Origin of the sequence: Pseudomonas sp. NPDC087029 (assembly GCF_044745345.1) — a bacterium.
Classification (GTDB): domain Bacteria; phylum Pseudomonadota; class Gammaproteobacteria; order Pseudomonadales; family Pseudomonadaceae; genus Aquipseudomonas; species Aquipseudomonas faucium.
This window is the reverse complement of sequence record NZ_JBIVAB010000004.1, coordinates 137,298-157,062: the sequence shown is the minus strand read 5'-3', so window position 1 is coordinate 157,062 and position 19,765 is coordinate 137,298. Positions and strand designations below refer to the sequence as shown.

The 19,765-nt window shown below is 60.1% G+C and carries 15 protein-coding genes and 2 pseudogenes; 2 read left to right on the top strand and 15 right to left on the bottom strand.

The window, feature by feature from the left end; translation table 11 throughout:
• Positions 1-14: 14 nt before the first annotated feature.
• Both ACIPG5_RS09005 and ACIPG5_RS09000 read right to left on the bottom strand, forming a co-directional pair.
• A pseudogene (locus ACIPG5_RS09005) lies at positions 15-1,124 on the bottom strand (5-methyltetrahydropteroyltriglutamate--homocysteine S-methyltransferase); the annotation flags it as partial.
• A 100-nt stretch (positions 1,125-1,224) separates the two neighbouring features.
• Positions 1,225-2,145: a LysR substrate-binding domain-containing protein gene (locus tag ACIPG5_RS09000; protein WP_401374416.1), complete on the bottom strand. Its 921-nt coding sequence runs from the start codon at positions 2,143-2,145 to the stop codon at positions 1,225-1,227.
• 106 nt (positions 2,146-2,251) lie between these two features.
• Between ACIPG5_RS09000 and ACIPG5_RS08995 the strand changes: the two genes are divergently transcribed.
• Entirely contained in the window at positions 2,252-3,316 is a 1,065-nt protein-coding gene (locus tag ACIPG5_RS08995) for a tartrate dehydrogenase (protein ID WP_313393395.1), read from the top strand.
• 66 nt (positions 3,317-3,382) lie between these two features.
• On the opposite strand, the gene ACIPG5_RS08990 is transcribed toward ACIPG5_RS08995, so the two are convergent.
• The 6 genes from ACIPG5_RS08990 to ACIPG5_RS08965 all read right to left on the bottom strand — a co-directional run bounded on the left by ACIPG5_RS08990 (position 3,383) and on the right by ACIPG5_RS08965 (position 10,440).
• Positions 3,383-4,090 carry a helix-turn-helix transcriptional regulator gene (locus ACIPG5_RS08990; RefSeq protein ID WP_176511776.1) on the bottom strand — a complete coding sequence of 236 codons (708 nt, stop codon included), beginning with the start codon at positions 4,088-4,090 and terminating at the stop codon, positions 3,383-3,385.
• Positions 4,091-4,232: 142 nt separating this feature from the next.
• Complete coding sequence (locus ACIPG5_RS08985; protein WP_401374413.1) at positions 4,233-5,192, bottom strand: PDR/VanB family oxidoreductase; 960 nt, start codon at positions 5,190-5,192, stop codon at positions 4,233-4,235.
• 120 nt (positions 5,193-5,312) lie between these two features.
• Positions 5,313-6,431 (bottom strand): aromatic ring-hydroxylating dioxygenase subunit alpha, encoded by a 1,119-nt coding sequence (locus ACIPG5_RS08980; RefSeq protein ID WP_176511774.1) that lies wholly within the window; start codon positions 6,429-6,431, stop codon positions 5,313-5,315.
• 130 nt (positions 6,432-6,561) lie between these two features.
• Positions 6,562-8,181: a BCCT family transporter gene (locus ACIPG5_RS08975; protein ID WP_401374410.1), complete on the bottom strand. Its 1,620-nt coding sequence runs from the start codon at positions 8,179-8,181 to the stop codon at positions 6,562-6,564.
• Positions 8,182-8,473: 292 nt separating this feature from the next.
• Entirely contained in the window at positions 8,474-9,043 is a 570-nt protein-coding gene (locus tag ACIPG5_RS08970; protein ID WP_176511772.1) for a TetR/AcrR family transcriptional regulator, read from the bottom strand.
• 167 nt (positions 9,044-9,210) lie between these two features.
• Complete coding sequence (locus ACIPG5_RS08965; protein ID WP_401374408.1) at positions 9,211-10,440, bottom strand: epoxide hydrolase family protein; 1,230 nt, start codon at positions 10,438-10,440, stop codon at positions 9,211-9,213.
• Between the two features lie 169 nt (positions 10,441-10,609).
• Here ACIPG5_RS08965 and ACIPG5_RS08960 point away from each other — a divergent pair, with 169 nt between their 5' ends.
• Positions 10,610-11,197: a TetR/AcrR family transcriptional regulator gene (locus tag ACIPG5_RS08960; RefSeq protein WP_401374406.1), complete on the top strand. Its 588-nt coding sequence runs from the start codon at positions 10,610-10,612 to the stop codon at positions 11,195-11,197.
• A gap of 194 nt (positions 11,198-11,391) precedes the next feature.
• Here ACIPG5_RS08960 and ACIPG5_RS08955 read toward each other — a convergent pair whose 3' ends face one another.
• The 7 genes and pseudogenes from ACIPG5_RS08955 to ACIPG5_RS08925 all read right to left on the bottom strand — a co-directional run bounded on the left by ACIPG5_RS08955 (position 11,392) and on the right by ACIPG5_RS08925 (position 19,737).
• Positions 11,392-12,456: a DUF4238 domain-containing protein gene (locus tag ACIPG5_RS08955; RefSeq protein ID WP_401374404.1), complete on the bottom strand. Its 1,065-nt coding sequence runs from the start codon at positions 12,454-12,456 to the stop codon at positions 11,392-11,394.
• 1,172 nt (positions 12,457-13,628) lie between these two features.
• Positions 13,629-13,964: a GrlR family regulatory protein gene (locus ACIPG5_RS08950; protein WP_401374402.1), complete on the bottom strand. Its 336-nt coding sequence runs from the start codon at positions 13,962-13,964 to the stop codon at positions 13,629-13,631.
• Positions 13,965-14,071: 107 nt separating this feature from the next.
• A pseudogene (locus tag ACIPG5_RS08945) lies at positions 14,072-14,606 on the bottom strand (IS5 family transposase); the annotation flags it as partial.
• A 385-nt stretch (positions 14,607-14,991) separates the two neighbouring features.
• On the bottom strand, positions 14,992-16,827 hold the full coding sequence (glmS, locus tag ACIPG5_RS08940; protein WP_401374400.1) for a glutamine--fructose-6-phosphate transaminase (isomerizing): 1,836 nt from the start codon (positions 16,825-16,827) through the stop codon (positions 14,992-14,994).
• A 2-nt stretch (positions 16,828-16,829) separates the two neighbouring features.
• Positions 16,830-17,606, bottom strand: coding sequence for a DeoR/GlpR family DNA-binding transcription regulator (locus ACIPG5_RS08935; RefSeq protein WP_401374397.1), 777 nt, complete (start codon positions 17,604-17,606; stop codon positions 16,830-16,832).
• Positions 17,607-17,828: 222 nt separating this feature from the next.
• Positions 17,829-19,196: a bifunctional UDP-N-acetylglucosamine diphosphorylase/glucosamine-1-phosphate N-acetyltransferase GlmU gene (glmU, locus tag ACIPG5_RS08930; protein WP_176511768.1), complete on the bottom strand. Its 1,368-nt coding sequence runs from the start codon at positions 19,194-19,196 to the stop codon at positions 17,829-17,831.
• Positions 19,197-19,317: 121 nt separating this feature from the next.
• Positions 19,318-19,737: a F0F1 ATP synthase subunit epsilon gene (locus tag ACIPG5_RS08925; protein ID WP_176511767.1), complete on the bottom strand. Its 420-nt coding sequence runs from the start codon at positions 19,735-19,737 to the stop codon at positions 19,318-19,320.
• Between the last annotated feature and the right edge of the window lie 28 nt (positions 19,738-19,765).

Here is a 19,765-nt window from a genome sequence, read left to right as displayed (position 1 = left end):
GAGCCACTCAATCAGGCGGCGGCGCGCACTGCCCCGGTGGCGTTGGCGGCCTTGGCCAGCTCGGCCACGGCCTGGCACGTTTGCACCGCAAAGCTCAGCCAGCCTTTCGCCGCCGCCTGCTCGGCCGGGCTGTAGAGCAGCGCGCAAGACGGCGCGACCCACAGGCGATCGCCCAGGCGTTCGGCAGCATCCTGCAGCAGGTCCACGGCGCGTTCGGGGGCACAGGCCTTGACGCTGTCGCCATCGACTAGCCCCAGCGACAGGACCTTGTAGGCCGGCAAGCGATCGAGAATGGTCGGGTAGCGGTCCGGGGCGCGCACCAGGTCGATGTGCAGGCCGTCGACAGGCAAGTTGGCGGCCAGGCCGAGGTTATCTTCCAGGCCACCGAAGTAGGTGGCGATGAGTTTCTTCAGCGGCGCCCGCTGCAGGATGTTGTACACGCGCTCGTAGGCGTTTTTCCATGCTTGCGGCAGGTCCAGTACCAGGATCGGCTCGTCGATCTGTACCCACTCCACGCCTTGCGCGGCCAGGCGGTTGAAGATTTCGTCGTACAGCGGCAGCAGGCGCTCGACCAGCTCCAGCTTGTCGAAGTCGCCGCCCTTGGTCTTGCCGAGCCACAGGTAGGTCAGCGGGCCGATCACCACAGGCTTGACCGCGTGGCCCTGGGCCTTGGCTTCATCGACCTCTTCGAACAGCTGCTCCCAGCTCAGGGCAAATTGCTGGTCGGCGGTGAATTCAGGTACCAGGTAATGGTGGCTGCTGTCGAACCACTGGGAAATGCCCGGGGCGTGGTCAGCGCCAGCGCAGTTATCCACAGCCTCCCGAGCCATGCCGAACAAGGTTTTCAGGGTTGGCTTGGCACCTTCGTGAGCGCGCAGGTGCGCGGGGATCACGCCGAAGGTCAGCGAATGGGTGAGCACCTGGTCGTACCAGGCGAAGTCGCCCACTGGCAGCAACTCGATGCCGGCATCCTTCTGCGCTTGCCAGTGGGTGGCACGCAGCTCACGGCCGATCGCATGCAGCCCCGCCTCGCTCAGCTCGCCCTTGCAGAATGCCTCCTGGGCTATTTTCAGCTCGCGGTCACGGCCGATGCGCGGGAAACCGAGGGTGTGTGCCAGTGCCATGGTGCCTTGTCCCTTGAACGATAAATTCGATGAAGGGAATTGTCGGGATACGGGCGCGCTGAGACAAACTCATTATTTTGAAGAGCAACTGTAGTTTTGCTCATGATGAGGCCGCCCTGCCCTCGTCCATGGCGGCAAGGTGCGCGGCAAGGAACTCGACGCAGGTGCGCACCTTGGCCGAACGGTTCAGGCGATTGGGGTACACCGCCCAGACGTTGGCTTCCTGGCCCCACTGCGGCAGCACCTGCACGAGCGCGCCGGATTGCAGTTGCGCACCCACGTCCCACAGCGAACGAAGCAGAATCCCACGGCCATCGACGCACCATTCCATCGCCACTTCGCCGTGGTTGGTCGAGAGCGGCCCTGTCACCTTCACGCTTGCGGTAGTTACCCCATTTTTCAGGCGCCAGACACCAAAGGGGTGATCGCGCTCCTTGATCACCAGGCAGTCATGCCGCGCCAGGTCCTCCAGCGTTTTGGGCGTGCCCCTATGCGCCAGGTAAGCCGGGGCCGCGCACAGGATGCGGCGGTTGGCGGCAAGCTTCCTGGCGATCAGGTGTGGCGCAATCTCATCGCCGATCCGCACATCCAGGTCGAAGCCTTCCGAGGCGATGTCGACGATGCGGTCGAACATCTCGAAGCGCACGCTGAGCCCCGGATGCGCCGCCGTCATCTGCGAGATCAGCGGGGCGACGACCTTGTGGCCGAAGCCAAAGCTGCTGCAGATGCGCAACAGACCGCGGGGTTCGCCCTGGGCCGTGGACACTTCCTGGATCAGTTGGTCGAGGTCGTCCAGCACACGCAACGCCCAGTGGAACACCCGCTCGCCTTCCTCGGTGATCGACACCCGGCGCGTGCTGCGGTGCAGCAACTTGGTGCCCAGCGACTCCTCCAGCACCCGAATGCGCTTGCTGACGTAGCCGGCGGACACGCCGAACTCTTGCGCCACTGCGTTGAAGCTGGTTTTGCGGGCAACGGCAACGAATACCCGAAGGTCCTCGTTCAACGGCATATTGTTCATGATTCGTGAATACTCATTCCCCAGAGGCTCGATTGATCTCTTACAGGAAACACTTAAGCTGAGTCAAACAGCGTCGCAGCCTTACAAGAATGGGAGTACCCAAGCAATGACAAAGACCCTGAAGATCGCCGCAATCGCCGGTGACGGTATCGGCAAGGAAGTAATGCCAGAAGGCCTGAGGGTGCTGGAAGCGGCTGCCCGGCGCTTTGATTTCACCGTTGAATACCACCACTTCGAATGGGCGAGCTGCGACTACTACCTGGCCCACGGCAAGATGATGCCCGATGACTGGAAACAACAGCTCTCGGGCATGGATGCGATTTTCTTCGGCGCCGTCGGCTGGCCCGACACCGTGCCCGACCACATCTCGCTGTGGGGTTCGCTGCTCAAGTTCCGCCGCGAATTCGACCAGTACATCAACCTGCGCCCGGTCCGGCTTTTCGAAGGCGTGCCGTGCCCGCTGGCCAATCGCAAGCCCGGCGATATCGACTACTACGTCGTGCGTGAAAACACCGAAGGCGAGTACACCTCGCTGGGCGGGATCATGTACGAAAACACCGACCGCGAGATCGTCATCCAGGAGTCGGTGTATTCGCGCCACGGCGCCAATCGCCTGCTGAAGTACGCCTTCGACCTCGCGCAAAGCCGCCCTCGCAAGCACGTAACGCTGGCGACCAAGAGCAATGGCGTGGCGATCAGCATGCCGTGGTGGGATGCCCGCGCCGATGACGTGGCCAAGGATTACCCGGACATCACCCTGGACAAGCAGCACATCGACATCCTGGCGGCGCGCTTCGTGCTGCAGCCCGGCCGTTTCGACGTGGTTGCCGCCACCAACCTGTTCGGCGACATCCTCTCCGACCTGGGCCCTGCAACGACGGGCACCATTGGTATCGCGCCGTCGGCGAACCTCAACCCCGAACGCGCCTTCCCGAGCCTCTTCGAACCCGTGCACGGCTCCGCGCCAGACATCTACGGGCAGAACATCGCCAACCCGATCGCGATGATCTGGTCGGGCGCGCTGATGCTGGACTTTCTGGGGCAGCGCGAAGCGCACGATGCGATTCTGCGGGCGATCGAGCAGGTGCTCAAAAGCGGCCCGAGAACGCGGGACCTGGGCGGTTCTGCATCGACGACGGAAGTGGGCGAGGCGGTTGCCGCGCTGCTCTGATCGTGTCAAAGCCCCGCAGCGCGGGGCTTTGCCATGTTTGAGGGGCTGCGTGTGCGGCCCTGTCGGCTAGGCGACGCCAAGCGCACTCAGCTTGGTCTCCAGGTCCTTGATCCTCTGCAGCAGCGCCTGCTGTTCGACCTTGGCCGCAGTGCTGTCCATGCTGATGCCGACCACCTTGACCGGGCGATCGGCAGCGTCGTGTATCACCGTCGAGCGCGACGAGATCCAGCGCACGCTGCCATCGGGCTGGTACAGCCGGTACTCGTAATCGCAGTGCTCGCCGCTGCAGATCATCCGCTCGTACATGGCCTGCATCGCCTGCACGTCCTCGCCGGGCAGATGGCTCCAGAAATCCTCGTTCGAACTGATGGCCCAGCCGTAGACGTCCTTGACGTTGGAGGAATAGGTCACCTCGTCGCTGATCAGGTTCCATTCCCAGGTCACGATCCGCGCGCCCTCCTGGGCAAGCTTCATGCGCGCTTCGCTTTCCATGATTTCAGCGGCATAGCGCCGGCGCAGGTCGGTCATCGGCAGCTCGACAGGCTCGGCCTGCTGGACGCTGTTCAGCGCCTCCTGGCCATAGCGCAGCCACAGCCAGTTGACCCGGAGAAAGTCGGCAAGCTTGCGCAGGTTGTCGTAGTCGATTTCGCCGCCCTTGGTCCATTTGTGCACGGCGGTGCGGGAGATGCCAAGTGCGGTGCCGACCGCCTGGAGGGTCAGCTTGTTGTGTTCAAGCAGTTCCTTGAGGCGGAAGGCGAAGCTGTTTTCCTGCATGGGGAACGGTCCGTGAAGGGCTTGGCCGCCAGTATACACATCTGTTAACCCATGGATTACAGACGCGCGCGGCCTGCCCTGTGCGGGACTCGGCGAGCAGCGGCGCGCCAGGCCGGGCGCCGCCGCTCGAGGGGAAGCGGCCTCAGAGGTCGATGACCAGCCTCGAGCCACGGGCGCGGGAGACGCAGATCATCAGGGTTTGCTGGGACGCTTTTTCTTCATCGGACAAGTACTGGTCGAAGTGTTCGGCTTCACCTTCGAGGATCGCCGTCTCGCAGGTGCCGCAGACGCCTTCACGGCACAGGCATTCGACCTGGGCGGCCTTGACGTTCTCGATGGCCTGGATGATGGTCATGCCTTCCTCGACCTGAAGCTCCCGGCCCGACCTGCCGAGCACCAGGGTAAAGGCACCGCCCTCGGCCGGGGTGGCCGCGAACTGCTCGAAATGCACCCGGGCATCGGCGATGCCCGCCGCCTTCGCGCCTTCGATGACCGCGTCGATCAACGGCTTGGGGCCGCACACATAGATGTGCGCATCCTCGCTCAGGCCTGCGTACAGCGCGGGCAGGTCGAGGCGACGCCCAAGGCTGTCGACGTACAAGCTGACATTCGCAGCATGCGGGCCGTCGGCCAATTGGCCCTGGAACGCCCCATGGTCGGGGCTGCGGAAGGCGTAATGCAGCTCGTAGGGCACCTCGCCCCCTTCCAGCTCGTGAAGCTGCGACAGGAACGGCGTGATGCCGATGCCGCCGGCGATCATCACGTGCTTGCCGGCAGCGGGGTCGAGGCCAAAGAGGTTGTTTGGCGTGGAGATGGTGAGCTCGCTGCCCACTTGCACGCGCTCGTGCATGAAGGCCGAGCCACCTTTGGACTGCTCTTCCAGGCGCACGCCGATCTGGTAGCGAGACAAATCCCGCGGGTCACTCATCAAGGAATACGCGTTGCTGAGGCCGTCCGCCATCTTCACGATCACGTGGCTGCCACCTGTGAAGGCCGGCATGGGCTGACCATCGGCCCGCGCAAGCGTGAAGCGCTTGATCTGCGCCGTCGCCTGTTCAACCTCGGTCACTTGCACACTAAACATCTCGTAAGCATTGGCCATCTTGCACCTCAACTGCGCGCAGGGCGGCGGCCTCGCCGCCCTGGCATCACGCTTTCGGATCGTGGGGTCCGGAAATAGATAGAAAGGGATTGCCCGGCCTTTGCGGCCGGGCGCTCATGCTTAGTCCAGGTGGGCCACAGCGATGAGGTTGTGGAAGTGAGCAATACCGTGCTCGCTGATCCCGGAGCGCTCCTTGTCGACCATGATCCGGCCTTGGCCGCGGTAGCCCCGCGACTTCAGGCCCTTCTGCACGCTCTCGACCAGGCGCAGGTCTTCAGGGCGGAACACTTCGCGGTACCAGTCGATCAGCACTTGCTGCTCTGGGGTGATTTCCTTGTTCAGGAAATAGATGTCGTAGTGCTGCAGGGTGGTTTCGGCATCGACCGGGAACTCGTAGATCACGGTCATGAAGTTGGCGCCCGGCGGCACGTTGAACATGGTGCACGGCCAGGCCCAGTAGCCTGCGAAGGACGGATCCTTGACCGACTCATCGACCTTGAACGACTGCTCGGACGATTTCGCCACGCCGTACTGCAAGGTCCAGTTGCCGTGCAGGGTGTGGCCGTACTGGCCGACGTCCACCGAGTCGGCGAAGCTTGGGTGCGCCGGGCCGCAGTGGTAGCACTCCAGGTAGTTGTCGACGATCGACTTCCAGTTCGCCGGCGTGTGGCTGACGAAGCGCGCAGCCAGCTGCAGGTCGTCGATGACGGTGCAGGCCTCGCGCATGCTTTTCTGCAGGCCTGGCAGCTGCTCTTCGACCGGCCCAGCTTCGTTGTCCATGTTGATGAAAATGAAGCCTGCGTATTCTTCGACACGCAGCTGGACGAGGCTGAAATCGCCCTTGTCGAACGCCTCGACCTGGTCGCAGTTGCGCACGTGGGTCAGGTCGCCATCGAGCTTGAAGGTCCAGGCGTGGTACGGGCAGGCGATGACGTTCTTGGCCTTGCCGCTGCCTTCGAGCAGCTGGTGGCCACGGTGCGGGCACACGTTGTAGAAGGCGCGCAGCACGCTGTCGCGCCCACGGATAACGATGATGCTCTCGCCGATCACTTCACGGGTGATGTAGTCGTTGTTCTGCGCCACTTCGCTGCGATGGCCGACGCAGATCCAGCTCTTGGCGAAAATCTGCTCTTTCTCGTGCTCGAACACATCCCCGCTGGTGTAGAACGTGGCCGGAATGGTGAACGCCTTTTCGTGATCGCTGCAGAAATCAGCTGGCAGGCGTTGGAACTTGGTCATCTGTAATCTCCAGGCTGCGCGTTGCGCGTCTTGTAAGCTTTGGTTAACCGTCATCTGGCAGTTAACATTACGGTCAAAAAAAACCTGTCGCGGCATCAACCGAGGGGTAGGCGACACCGCGCAGGCAAAATCATTGAGCCAATGCCGCTGCGGTTGCCGCTGGCTTGGTTACTTCGTTCGGGGTTGCAGGGCGCTCGTCCCGCGCCATGGCCGCGGCCTCTTCCTCGATGAGGTGGGCCGGCACCGAGCCGTAGTCGGCGAGCATCCATTTGAAGAAGCCATACACCTTGATCAGCAGGATCACGGTGAACGGGATGGCGGTCAGCACCACAGCCGTCTTCATGGTGGACAGCGAGGCCTTGGCGAACAGCATGGCCAGTGGCACCAGGGTCAGGGTCACGCACCAGAACAGGCGGTGGGTGGGCGACGGGTCTTCGCCTTCCTGCAGGTTGCGGGTGCTGGTTGCGGCCACGGCGTAGGCGGCTGCGTCCATGTGCGAGGCGCAGAACACCGCCATGATGAACAGGTACACCGCCAGGAACACCTTGCCCCAGGGCATGCCCAGGATCACGGCTTCAACGGCACTTTCGCCGCCGTGTTCGGTGAGGATCCGGGGCACGTCGATGGCGCCGGTGATGAACTGGTGCATGCTGTAGCTCTCCAGCGCGCCGAAGAAGAACCAGCAACCGACGCTGCCGCCCAGGATCAGCGCCAGCACCACTTCCTTGATCTGCCGGCCGCGCGACACGCGCGTCACGAACATTGCCACGCCTGGGGCGTAGGAAATCCACCAGAGCCAGTAGAACACCGTCCAGTTGCGGGTGAATTCGCCCTCGCCGGCAGGGTCGGTGAACAGGCTCATGTGCACGTAGTTCTGGATCATCAGGCCAATGCCATTGGCCGTGTTGTTGATGGTGAACTGGGTCGGGCCAATCAGCAGCACCACCGCGGCGAAGACCAGCGCGCCGTAGCAGACGATCTTGCTGAGTTTTTGCAGGCCACCATCGATGCCGATGTAGGAACTCAGCGAGAACAGCACGGCGATCACGCCGATCAGCATGACCTGCACGGTGAAGGTGTCGGGCGTGCCGACCAGGCCCGACAGGCCGCGGGTCAGGGTCGATGCGGTGAGCGCCAGGGAAACGGTGAGCGCCCCCATCATGGTCAGCAGGAAGATCAAATCCACCACCCGGCCCACCGGCCCGGTGGCCTTGAGCCCGGTGACCGCCTCGACGATCGAGGCCAGGTTCAGGCCGCTCTTCTTGCGTACATGGAAGTGATAGGCCATGGCCAGCGACGCCAGGGCGTAGATCGACCAGGCGCTGATGCCCCAGTGGAAGAAGGAATAGCCGACGCTGTACTCCAGGGCCTCGCGCGATTGCGGGGCGATGTTCAGGCCGGGGGTCTGGTAGTAGTACGCCCACTCCATCACGCCCCAGTACAGGGTGGAAGAGCCCATGCCCGCGCAGATGAACATGAACACCCAGGTGGTGGTGGAGTATTCGGGCTTGCCCGAACCCAGGCGGATATTGCCGTACTTGCTGAACGCGACCAGCAGCACCGCCAGGGTGCTGCCGAAGATGATCAGCTGCACGGCCGTGCCGAAGGATCGTGTGGCCCATTCGAAGAGTTGATTGGCAGCAACGCCGGCTTGCTCGGGGAAGGCGGCCAGGCCGACCACTGTCAGCAGCACGGCGACAAGGCTCATGGTGATGAGGAACACATCAACCTTTTTGTTGAGGTAGAACATCAGGCGACTCCAGGACGTTTTTGTTTTTTTGTCACATCCAACGCAGGCTCGGGATGACGACGCTTTCCTTTACTTCGTAACCATTGGTTAACTGCTATCCCGTGGTTAACAGTCTGCTGACAATTTTTGGCTTTCGCAAGAACCTTTCATCCCTGGTATGCCAAGGCTGTGCGGGAAGGAGGGAGGTATGAGGAAGGACTTGAGGGGGATGTTGCGGCCATCTGAATGCAAAAGCCGCGAAGTGACGCTGATAATGCCGGCACACATCAATGTGCGCCGGCGGCTGCCGCCTTCAGGCTGGCTGGGGCGTGACTGAAAACGCCAGCAGGCGGGTGATGCACGCGACCGCTTCCTGCCTGTCGAACTCATGATGGATGACGCCTTGCGCCAGCTCCTCCATGGCACCGTACATCGCGGCGAACACGACCCGCGCGGGCATGTTCTGATCGTGCACATGGGCGGCAAATATCTCCAGGAACGCGTCCACCATGAATTGCCGTATGCGGATCTTGAGGTCGCGGTACTCCGGATAGGCAGCCAACGCCGCGATCACCCGCTCATACACAGGCCCGCAATTGCAGGCGCAATCGATGAATGCGTTGGCTACCACATGCGCGGTGTCGTGCAACGACAGCGCCTTCTCGCCGAGGCTGCCACGCAGGCCAGAGACGAATCGCTTGTCGTACTGCTGGTAAAGCTCGACCAGCAGCCCTTCACGCGTGGAAAAGTGCTCATACGTCACCGGCTTGCTCACGCCCGCCTGCTGGGCGAGCGTGATCAGCGTCAGGGCATCGGTGCCTTGGTCCCTGACGATGCCCTCTGCGATCGCCAATAACTGATCGCGGCGATCAGCCTTGGACATCCGACTAGCCATTGATTCTCCTGGGTCAACACTGCGCCGGCGGCGGCAGTTCGGATAGGGGGTCAAACGTTGGGAGAAGATATTACCGGCAGGCTACCATTAGTAGGAAATGGTTTTTCGCAATCACCTCGGGGCATAAGCCCTTCGATCAATTGCAAGGTGCCAAATCAACTATCGATCACCTGATCCCGGAACACCCTGAAAGCTTTCCACATTTCCCTGGCGAAAATATCGGGTTGCTCGAACGCTGCAAAGTGACCACCAGCATCGACACGGTTCCAATAGAAAATATGCTCCCACGCTTGCTCAGCCCATTTGCGCGGAGGATTGAAGGTTTCCGCAGGGAACAGGCTGGCTCCCATCGGAATTTCAATCTTGCGCCCCCCCGAGCGGGCTGACGAAAAGAATTCATGGCTGTGGATAGTCTGACCCACGCCCTCCCAATACAAGCGTGATGCCGAGGTGCCGGTACCGGTGAACCAGTACAATGAGATGTCGTCCAACATCTGGTCCCGCGTCAGGGCATCTTCGGGCTGGCCGTTGTTATCAGTCCAATCCCAAAACTTCTCGTACATCCACATTGCCAATGCCAGTGGCGAATCATTCAGGGCATAGCCAATGGTCTGCGGCCGAGTGTTCATCTGATCGGCGTAGCCTGTGCCCTTATCGACGAAGTACTGAATACCCGCCAGTGCCTCTCTCTCGTCCTGGGACAGTTGTTCGGGCAACTGAGCCGGCACCACCATCGGCAAGTTCACGTGTGCGGCCACCAGGCCTCGAGGTTTATGGCTGGCCAGTGCCGTAGTGATTGCTGAGCCCCAATCCCCACCTTGTGCCACCCAATGCTCATAGCCGAGTCGTTCGGTCATGAGTACGGCCCACGCCCGTGCAATACGGTCTGGGTTCCAGCCCAGATCGCGGGGTTTATCCGAGAAACCGTACCCAGGGATAGCAGGTACAACCACATGGAAGGCATCTTTCGCACTACCGCCAAAGCGGGTCGGATCGGTGAGGCGTTCGATAACGTCCAGAAACTCCGCCACCGAGCCTGGCCAGCCATGGGTCAGCAAGATCGGCATGGCATGTGGATGGGGTGACCGAGCGTGGATGAAATAGATGCCCACACCATCGATACGTGTGCGGAACTGAGGAAAGCTGTTGAGCCTGGCCTCGAACTTGCGCCAGTCATAGTGGTGCAACCAGTGCGCGACCAATTGCTCTGCCGCTGACAAAGGCACCCCCTGCGACCAATCGGAAACCAGCTCTCCGTCTGGCCACCTGATCATGCGCAGGCGTTGCTGAAGGTCATCGATGGCAGCTTGCGGCACTTCGATGGTAAAGGGTGTCAGGCCTTCGTTCGCGGTAGGCAGAACCAATGCATTGGGTGAGTTTTGCATGTGAGTACTCATGAGCTGATCCCAAGGGTGGTGGCCCAGCGATGGAATCACTGCCCAAGGGTCGTCGTTGACGGTAAATCGCATCTGTAGCGACCGCTACAATTTAGGGCGATGGGATGATCCCGTCAATTGTTTGTAGCTATCGCTACAATTAGCGTAGAATTTCAGCATGACTCGAAAAATTGCATTCGATTACGAACAGGCCCTGGACAAAGCGACTGCTCTGTTCTGGGCACACGGCTATGCCGAGACCGGGTTGCGTGACTTGCTCAAGGTCATGGGGATCCGCGAAGGGTCGTTCTATAACACCCTGAAAAGTAAGAAGAACTTGTACCTGACATGTTTGCAGCGCTACGAGGTCCAGGTCACCATGCCGCGGATTGAGGCTCTGCTGCAGGCAGACACCGCATCAGCTGGAATTCGAGCGTTCTTTTCTGCTGTCCTCGACGGGTTGGATAACCCCGCTACCCCCTCGCGCCTGTGCATGATTGCTGCAATGGAGGCGGAAGAGGTACTGGCAGAACCTGAGTTTGCGCAGTATGCACAGCAGTCGCTGAGCCAATTGAAAGGGCATTTTGCGCAACGGCTGCATGCCGACCAGGCGCAAGGATTTATACCTTCGGAACTCGATACCGAAACGGTCGCTGACGTCCTGATTACCTATCTTCAGGGGTTGTGGCGGATGGCGTTGTTGTCTTATGACCGTTCAACTTATCAACGCAGGACTGATGTGCTGCTCAAGCAGCTAGGTCTTTGAAACCTGTGGGCACTGTCGTAAGCGATGGCCAAGGGCTGATACCCCTTGGCCACCTGCGGCAGATTTAATTCCCAAGTGATCGTAGACATTAAAGTCAATTTCATTTCGGCAAAGATCTTGGGCTCTGTAGCATTTTGGAATCATTAAAGTCTGTCTCACCTCGCCCCTCAAACCGCTTTCCGATTCGAAAAATATTAAAAAAGTTCTCGCCGGCTTAGGCTCTGGATGACTTCAGGGTCGGGATACTCGGCCTCTTCCCTCGACTGGCTCTCATGCCATTCAGCCCAAAGCCTCTGCTCCGAATCGTACTGCTCGCGAGAGACTGTACGGGGCAGGTACTCCTCGATGTCACGGGTGTCCGTTGCATATACGTAGCGGCCGGCGCCCTTCAGGATCATTGTCCTGAAAAAAGCTGCGTCGTAGATACTGAGCGTGGTGCCTCGTTGAGGTGGTCTAGAACCCACACAGGCGTACAAGAGATGCTTTGGGCTGAGCGGAATGAAAAGTCTCGTCCCTCGTACACCCCAGCCCCCCTCAAGGCTCAACTCACCTTTCACCCCAACACCCAACCTCGTAAACGGGTTATCAGTGGTGGGCCAAGTCACCCCAGGTGGTGCATGCAGAATGGTCCAACGTTGGGTAGGTATCCGATGGATAGTGCTCTTTAGCACGTGCTCAAGATGCCATATCCAAAACTTTCGTCCGTTCAGGACGTGCGCTTGCAGCCCCACCTCTCCATCCTCATTCTTTACACGCTGAATCTTCAAGGGAAGCTTGTTGTAAGGGTCTGCAACTGGGGCCGGCTCCAGTTCAACACCGGAAGACAGGGCTGAATTAAACTTGGCAACTGACTCCTCCATCGTTTCAGACAAGAACGACTCAAGCGTTTCACTCTGACGCCTCATAAAGCTCTGCAATCCAGCCGGGGTCCTGACTGACTGCGCTATCGCGAAGCGGAACAAATTGTTCCAGTCCTCACTGGTCAACCGCGATTCGCTAACCACCTTTGCAATTGATCTGGATGCAGGTACTTCGAAATCACGATCAAGCCAGCGTTCAATCTCGTCACTGTCCTTTGAGCCCGAGAAGTAAGAGTAAAGGTGCTCAAGCTTGGCAATGCTTTTGGGTGACAGCGCCTTCCAGGTTTCGCATTTTTCATGAGGCACCAGGAGTCTGTATGTGAGGACCTTGCCGTCGCTCATCCACTGCTTCAGGTATGTCTGAGGTACGTAGTGATTGTCCTTTTTGAAGCTTTCCATGGTACCCAAGATCCTCGTTGCTTTGCCTTTCGGGCAGCAATCCATTTAAGGCGGTTGGCGCAAGTCCTACCTGAGGTCATTTTGCCATCATGCAAATGATCTGGGCTCTAATTACCTCTCACACCATCCACTGTCCAATCACTTCCGCTCCCCGTTTGAGTCTTTAGGGCTGAGTAGAACCAAGAGGTGGCGTAAATCTTTGGGGTTGCCGGTTTGCGCGAACTGGTGATTAGCACCGTGGTAAAGTAATCACGTACGCGCAGATTTGGGTGCTGGTTGCTGATGAGGTGATTGCCGTAATGGCGACACAGCGATGCGTTGACCCCCACCCAAATCTCGGGCACAAAAAAGCCGCCTTGGAGGGGCGGCTTTCTCGGCCAATGAGCTTGTGGAGAAGCTTGCTGGCGACTTGATGACACGTTCGACGGGTTGAATATAGCTACGTGTTAAATCACGTGCAATAGCATCCCACGTTGCCTTTTTTGATCAACCGCACGATTACAACGAAGCTCATCGAACTTCTCTGGATCTCCCAGGAGAGATTGAGATTTATCGAAATGATGGCGTTTTGATTGCAAACCGGTGGTTAAGCTAGCTGAATCGGGCATTTAGGCGGATTCCGCCTACCTCTAAACACCGTCGGGGACGGCTGTGTTGCTACTAGCAACAGGCGTTACACAAGATGTGTAACGGACTCATACCGTTCGTCTGAAACTTGTCAAAATCCGACGAGAAACAAACCTAACTGCTCTAGGTCGGCTCGCCGATCAGTGGTAAAAAGATGGCACTCGCTAGCTTGCTATCGCCTGGCCCCTCAACCACGGGTGGAACCGTGCCGGGAATGGGCCGATTCACAGAACTAGGACTTGATGATGCGTTCGACAACAATTCATCATCCGACCGCCAAGCCCGGAGAGGCGGTCGGAGTCCGGTTCCCGCACGAGGAGCCACCCCAATGGGGTTTAAACTTCCTTTGCGCCAGGTATGGCGCGTTTTGCGGATGGTCACTAGCGTGTTTAGCGCTGGTCGATTGTTCAGCGGTGTGCTGGACATGCTTGATCGCTTGGACCACTGAATAAAAAGACCCCGCCAATCGGCGGGGTTTTTTTAGGCTTCAATCCATAGAGGAACGCCCTACTCAACTCAACGGCCAAGGTGGCCTCGAGATAGGCTCACACTACCGGCTGAATCTTACGGCCACGTAGCTGAAGGGTTAGCTGAGGGTGCTCCTCCACCGCTCCACGCAACTCGATAGTGCCCCCCTCGTAGTCAACGCGTCCCCTGGCCAACAGGGTGTAATTGTCGATGCCTACGACATTCACATTACCGTCGCGGTATTTCCGAACGGTAAACCGCGACTCGAACTCGCCAGATTGTATTGGGACTTCCCCTTGGTAGAGATAATGAGGATCGCCTCCGTTCACCGCGCCGTCCTTCACAACCACAAGCCCGTCACCGAAATCACCTGTGCTCGCGCGAAATTCCACATGAAAAATCCCACTAGCCATAGATAACACCCTCAATTAATTGAAGATTCAAGCGTAGTTCACATAAACAGGGACGTAGGGAGAACTGTGTAAGCATCTTTGTCGCCATTGAAGTGCGAGCCGTTCTAACGTTTTTTCTCAGAAACGACTTGCAGCACATCGCTGTATGGCTTGGCATAGCTGATGTCACTGGCTTGACCGCCTGAGGGGAGGAAGCACAACGATATCCCGTTGGCATGGCAGAGCATGTGGATTTTGGTTGTCAGGCAACCACGGCTGCGACCTACAGCGTGATCGGCAGGCTGGGCAGGCCCCTTTTTTTTCCGAGCGCCGGATGAGGCTCGGGTTGCGCGTACGGCGGTTGAGTCGATCATCCAGGTTTGCAGATCGATCAGGCCTACTCATTCAATCTCAGGTGCAAACGTTTGAGCATCTGATCGAACGCCCCTTCATTTCGCCAGCCGCGTCACGGTTGATACACCGTTGACCATGGGCCGAAGCGCTCCGGCATGTCTCGCCACGCAGCCCCCGAGCAGAGCACCCAAAGCACACCATCGAGCATCAGGCGGACGCCTAGGCGTGGTCGCCCTCGGCCATGGGTCTCGATGAAGAGATCGGAGACCACATTCCAGGCCTCGTCCGAGAGTAGTAACGCTTTGCCATTACATAATTCCTTTCCGTAGATGGCCGTGAACCCTACAGAATTTCAGCTTCCGAAAGGCGCCGATGGAGCTTTTCGGGATTTCTTACAGAGGATAGCGATGAACTCAATAGACGATCCTCGCATATAGGACCTGGACAATTCCCTGAACTTGACCGACTCAGGTGATCGATAGTCTAGATAGAAATGTCTTTCGATGAAGGAGCGTAAAGATTCGTGCGGTTGGATGGTGAGCAGCAAGGTGAGCACCCAGGATTTTCAAGGCGCCCGTGAAGCAGAAGAGAAGGACCATCGCTTGGAGCCCTCAAAGGCTCCAAGCGAGACCGACTTCAATATTCAGAGACCGACTTTAATGGTTACGACCACAAGATCTAGGAATACCTGGCCTTACTCCACCGTCACCGACTTGGCCAGGTTACGCGGCTGGTCGACGTCAGTCCCTTTGAGCACAGCAACGTAGTACGACAGCAGCTGCAGCGGGATGGTGTAGAGGATCGGCGCCAGCGCATCGGAGATGTGCGGCACCTTGATCACGTGGGTGCCTTCGCCATTGCTCATGCCGGCGTGCTCGTCGGCGAACACCACCAGCTCGCCGCCGCGTGCACGCACTTCCTGCAGGTTCGACTTGAGCTTTTCCAGCAGCTCGTTGTTCGGCGCCACGGTGACCACTGGCATGTCGTTGTCCACCAGTGCCAATGGGCCGTGCTTGAGCTCGCCGGCTGGGTAGGCTTCGGCGTGGATGTAGGAGATTTCCTTGAGCTTGAGCGCACCTTCCATCGCCACCGGGTACTGGGCGCCACGGCCGAGGAACAGGGTGTGGTGCTTGTCGGCGAACAGCTCGGCGATCTTCTCGACAGTGGCGTCCATGGCCAATGCTTCGCCCAGGCGGGCTGGCAGGCGGCGCAGTTCTTCAACCAGTTCCGCTTCCACGCCCGCTTCGAGGGTGCCACGCACCTGGCCCAGGGCCAGGGTCAGCAGCATCAGCGAGACCAGCTGGGTGGTGAACGCCTTGGTCGAGGCCACGCCGATTTCCGGGCCGGCCAGGGTCAGCAAGGTCAGGTCGGATTCACGCACCAGCGAGCTGATGCCGACGTTGCAGATCGCCAGGCTGCCAAGGAAACCCAGTGCCTTGGCATTGCGCAGGGCGGCCAGGGTGTCGGCGGTTTCGCCGGACTGGGAGATCGACACGAACAGGGTGTCGGGCTGCACCACCACCTTGCGGTAGCGGAATTCGCTGGCCACTTCGACCTGGCATGGGATACCCGCCAGGCTCTCCAGCCAGTAACGGGCGACCATGCCGGCGTGGTAGCTGGTGCCGCAGGCGACGATCTGCACGTTGCGCACCTTGGCGAACAGCTCGGCAGCCTGCGGGCCGAAGGCCTGCACCAGCACGTGGTCGTTGCCCAGGCGGCTTTCCAGGGTGCGCTGGACCACGGCCGGCTGCTCGTGGATTTCCTTGAGCATGAAGTGGCGGTAGGCGCCTTTGTCGGCAGCTTCGGCACCTTCGTGGTACTGCACGGTTTCGCGCTGCACGGCGTTGCCATCCTGGTCCCAGATCTTCACCTGGTCACGGCGGATCTCGGCGACATCGCCCTCTTCCAGGTACATGAAGCGGTCGGTGACCTGGCGCAGCGCCAGCTGGTCGGAGGCCAGGAAGTTCTCGCCATGGCCCAGGCCGATCACCAGCGGGCTGCCACTGCGCGCGGCCACCAGGCGGTCCGGTTGTTTCACGCTGATCAGCGCCAGGCCATAGGCGCCGTGCAGGCGCTTGATCGCGGCCTTGAGGGCGTCGGCCAGGTCCGGGATGGTCTTGAGAGTGTGGTGGATCAGGTGGACGATGACCTCGGTGTCGGTCTGCGAGGCAAACACGTAACCCAGGCCCTTGAGCTCTTCACGCAGCTCTTCGTGGTTTTCGATGATGCCGTTGTGCACCACCGCCACTTCGTGGCCGGAGAAATGCGGGTGGGCATTGCCTTCGGTCGGCGCGCCGTGGGTGGCCCAGCGGGTGTGGGCGATGCCCAGCTGGCCGACCAGCGGCTCGGCAGTATTGGCGGCTTCCAGCTCGGCGACCTTGCCAATGCGGCGCAGGCGCTGCAGCTCACCCTGCTGGGTGTAGACCGCCAGGCCGGCGCTGTCATAGCCGCGGTATTCAAGACGCTTGAGGCCTTCGATGAGGATGGCGGTGATATTGCGCTCGGCTACCGCACCAACGATTCCACACATGGTTATTTCTCCTGGCTGATCGCGGCGCAGATCAGGTTGATGCCGCGAGCTTGAATATGGTCGCGTGCCGCTGCGGGCAGGCGTTCGTCTGTAATAAGGGTGTGCACGCTGCCCCAGGGCAGCTCGAGGTTGGGGATCTTGCGCCCGACCTTGTCGGACTCGACCATCACGATCACCTCGCGCGCCACCTCGGCCATGACCCGGCTCAGGCCGAGCAGTTCATTGAAGGTGGTGGTACCACGGGTGAGGTCGATGCCATCGGCACCGATGAACAGCTGGTCGAAATCGTAGGAGCGTAGTACCTGCTCGGCGACCTGGCCCTGGAACGATTCGGAGTGCGGGTCCCAGGTGCCGCCGGTCATCAGCAGCACGGGCTCGTGTTCGAGTTCGCTGATGGCACGCGCCACGTTCAGCGAATTGGTCATCACCACCAGGCCTGGCTGGCGGCCGAGTTCCGGGATCATGGCGGCAGTGGTGCTGCCGCTGTCGATGATGATGCGTGCGTGTTCACGGATGCGTCCGACAGCAGCACGGGCAATGGCCCGCTTGTAGGCGGACACGGGCTGGGCCGACTCGCCGAGCATTTCCTGCGGCACCGGTACCGCGCCGCCGTAACGACGCAGCAGCAGGCCATTGGCCTCGAGCGCTGCCAGGTCCTTGCGGATGGTGACTTCCGAGGTTTCGAAGCGCTTGGCCAAGGCGTCCACGCTCACCTCGCCTTGCTCGCTGAGCAGGGCCAGGATGTTATGGCGGCGTTGGGGTGTATTGCGTTTCGACATGGGCGCTTAAGTTTCGATTCGAAAGATAACGGTTGCAATCAAAACCTAAGATGGCCGTTTCGTCAAGCTGCCGCTGACCTGTGGATAAGATCCTGAGTCTGTTCTGTAGGAGCGGCCTTGTGTCGCGAAAGGAGGGCAAAGCCCTCCCCCTCTCCATCACCCAATAAAAAAAGCCGACTTATTCACACAAGTCGGCTTCCGATCGAAACAGCTGTGTATAACTCAGCTCTTCTTGATCTTCTCCGGGCGCTTCCACCCCGAGATATTGCGTTGACGCGCCCGTGCCACCGCCAGCTCACCCGCTTCGACAGTCTGGGTAACGGTCGAACCCGCTGCCGTGGTCGCACCATCCTTGATATCCACAGGCGCCACCAGCGAGTTGTTGGAGCCGATGAACACGTCCTCGCCCATCACGGTCTTGAACTTGTTGGCGCCGTCATAGTTGCAGGTGATGGTGCCCGCACCAATATTGGTGCGCGCGCCAACCTCGGCATCGCCCAGGTAGGTCAGGTGCCCGGCCTTGGCACCCTCGCCCAGGTGTGCGTTCTTCAGTTCGACGAAGTTACCCACATGGGCCTTGGCATCGAGCACAGTGCCCGGGCGCAGGCGAGCGAACGGGCCGGCATCGCTGCCCTCGCCCATCACCGCGCCTTCGAGGTGGCTGTTGGCCTTGACCACCGCGCCTTTGCGCAGCGTGCTGTTCTTGATGACGCAGTTGGGGCCGATCTGCACGTCGTCCTCGATCACCACCTTGCCTTCGAGGATCACGTTGATATCGATCAGCACATCACGACCAACGGTCACCTCGCCGCGCACATCGAAGCGCGCCGGGTCGCGCAGGGTGACGCCCTGGGCCATCAGCCGGCGGCCTTCGCGCAGCTGGTAATGGCGTTCGAGCTCGGACAGCTGGCGGCGGTCGTTGGCGCCCTGCACTTCCATCGGGTCGTGTGGCTGTTCGGTCGCGACCACCAGGCCATCGTTGACCGCCATGGCGATGACGTCGGTCAGGTAGTACTCGCCCTGGGCATTGTTGTTCGACAGGCGCCCCATCCACTCGGCCAGGCGCGCAGCAGGCATGGCAAGGATACCGGTGTTGCCTTCCTTGATCGCCTTCTGCGCTTCGCTGGCATCCTTGTGCTCGACGATGGCAGTGACCTGCCCGTTGCCATCACGCACGATGCGGCCGTAGCCCGTCGGGTCCTGCAGGGTGACGGTGAGCAGGCCCAGTTGCGTGTCACTGACCTTGGCCAGCAGCCGCTGCAAGGTTTCCACTTCGATCAGCGGCACATCGCCATACAGCACCAGCACCGTATCGGCGCTGATGGCCGGCAGCGCCTGGGCCACGGCATGGCCGGTACCCAGCTGCTTGTCCTGCATCACGAAATTGAGGTCGTCAGCACCCAGGCGCTCGCGCACCTGCTCGGCGCCGTGGCCAATGACCACATGGATGCCTTGCGGCTGAAGCTGGCGCGCGCTGTGGATAACATGGCCAAGCATGGAGTTGCCGGCAACCGGGTGCAGCACCTTGGGCAGCGCCGAGCGCATGCGGGTGCCTTGGCCGGCGGCGAGAATAACGATATCGAGTGACATTGACTGGCTACCAATCCTGGGTGGTCAGTGAAATGACCGGGAGGGAAAAACGGAAAAAGAAAAAGGGTAGCCGAGGCTACCCTTTTACTCAATCGCTACAGAAGTGATCAGCCGGGGCCGATTACTTGCCTCTGCGCATTTGCTGGACGGTACGCAGCTGGGCTGCGGCCTCGGCCAGACGTGCGGCGGCGGCGCTGTAGTCGAAGTCCGCGCCTTTCAGACTCAGGGCGTTTTCGGCAGCCTTGAGGGCTTCCTGGGCCTGAGCTTCATCCAGGTCTGCAGCACGTTGCACGGTATCGGCAAGCACCTTGACCATGTTCGGCTGAACCTCGAGGAAACCACCAGAGATGTAGAACACCTCTTGGGCGCCACCCTGCTTGGTCAGCGTGATCGGACCAGGCTTCAGATTGGTGATCAGCGGCGCGTGGCCTGGAGCGATACCAAGATCACCCAGGTTACCGTGCGCAACCACCATCTCGACCAGGCCGGAGAAAATCTCTCCTTCCGCGCTGACGATATCGCAATGGACTGTCATAGCCATCTGCTTGCCTCAACCTGATAGCGCCCCT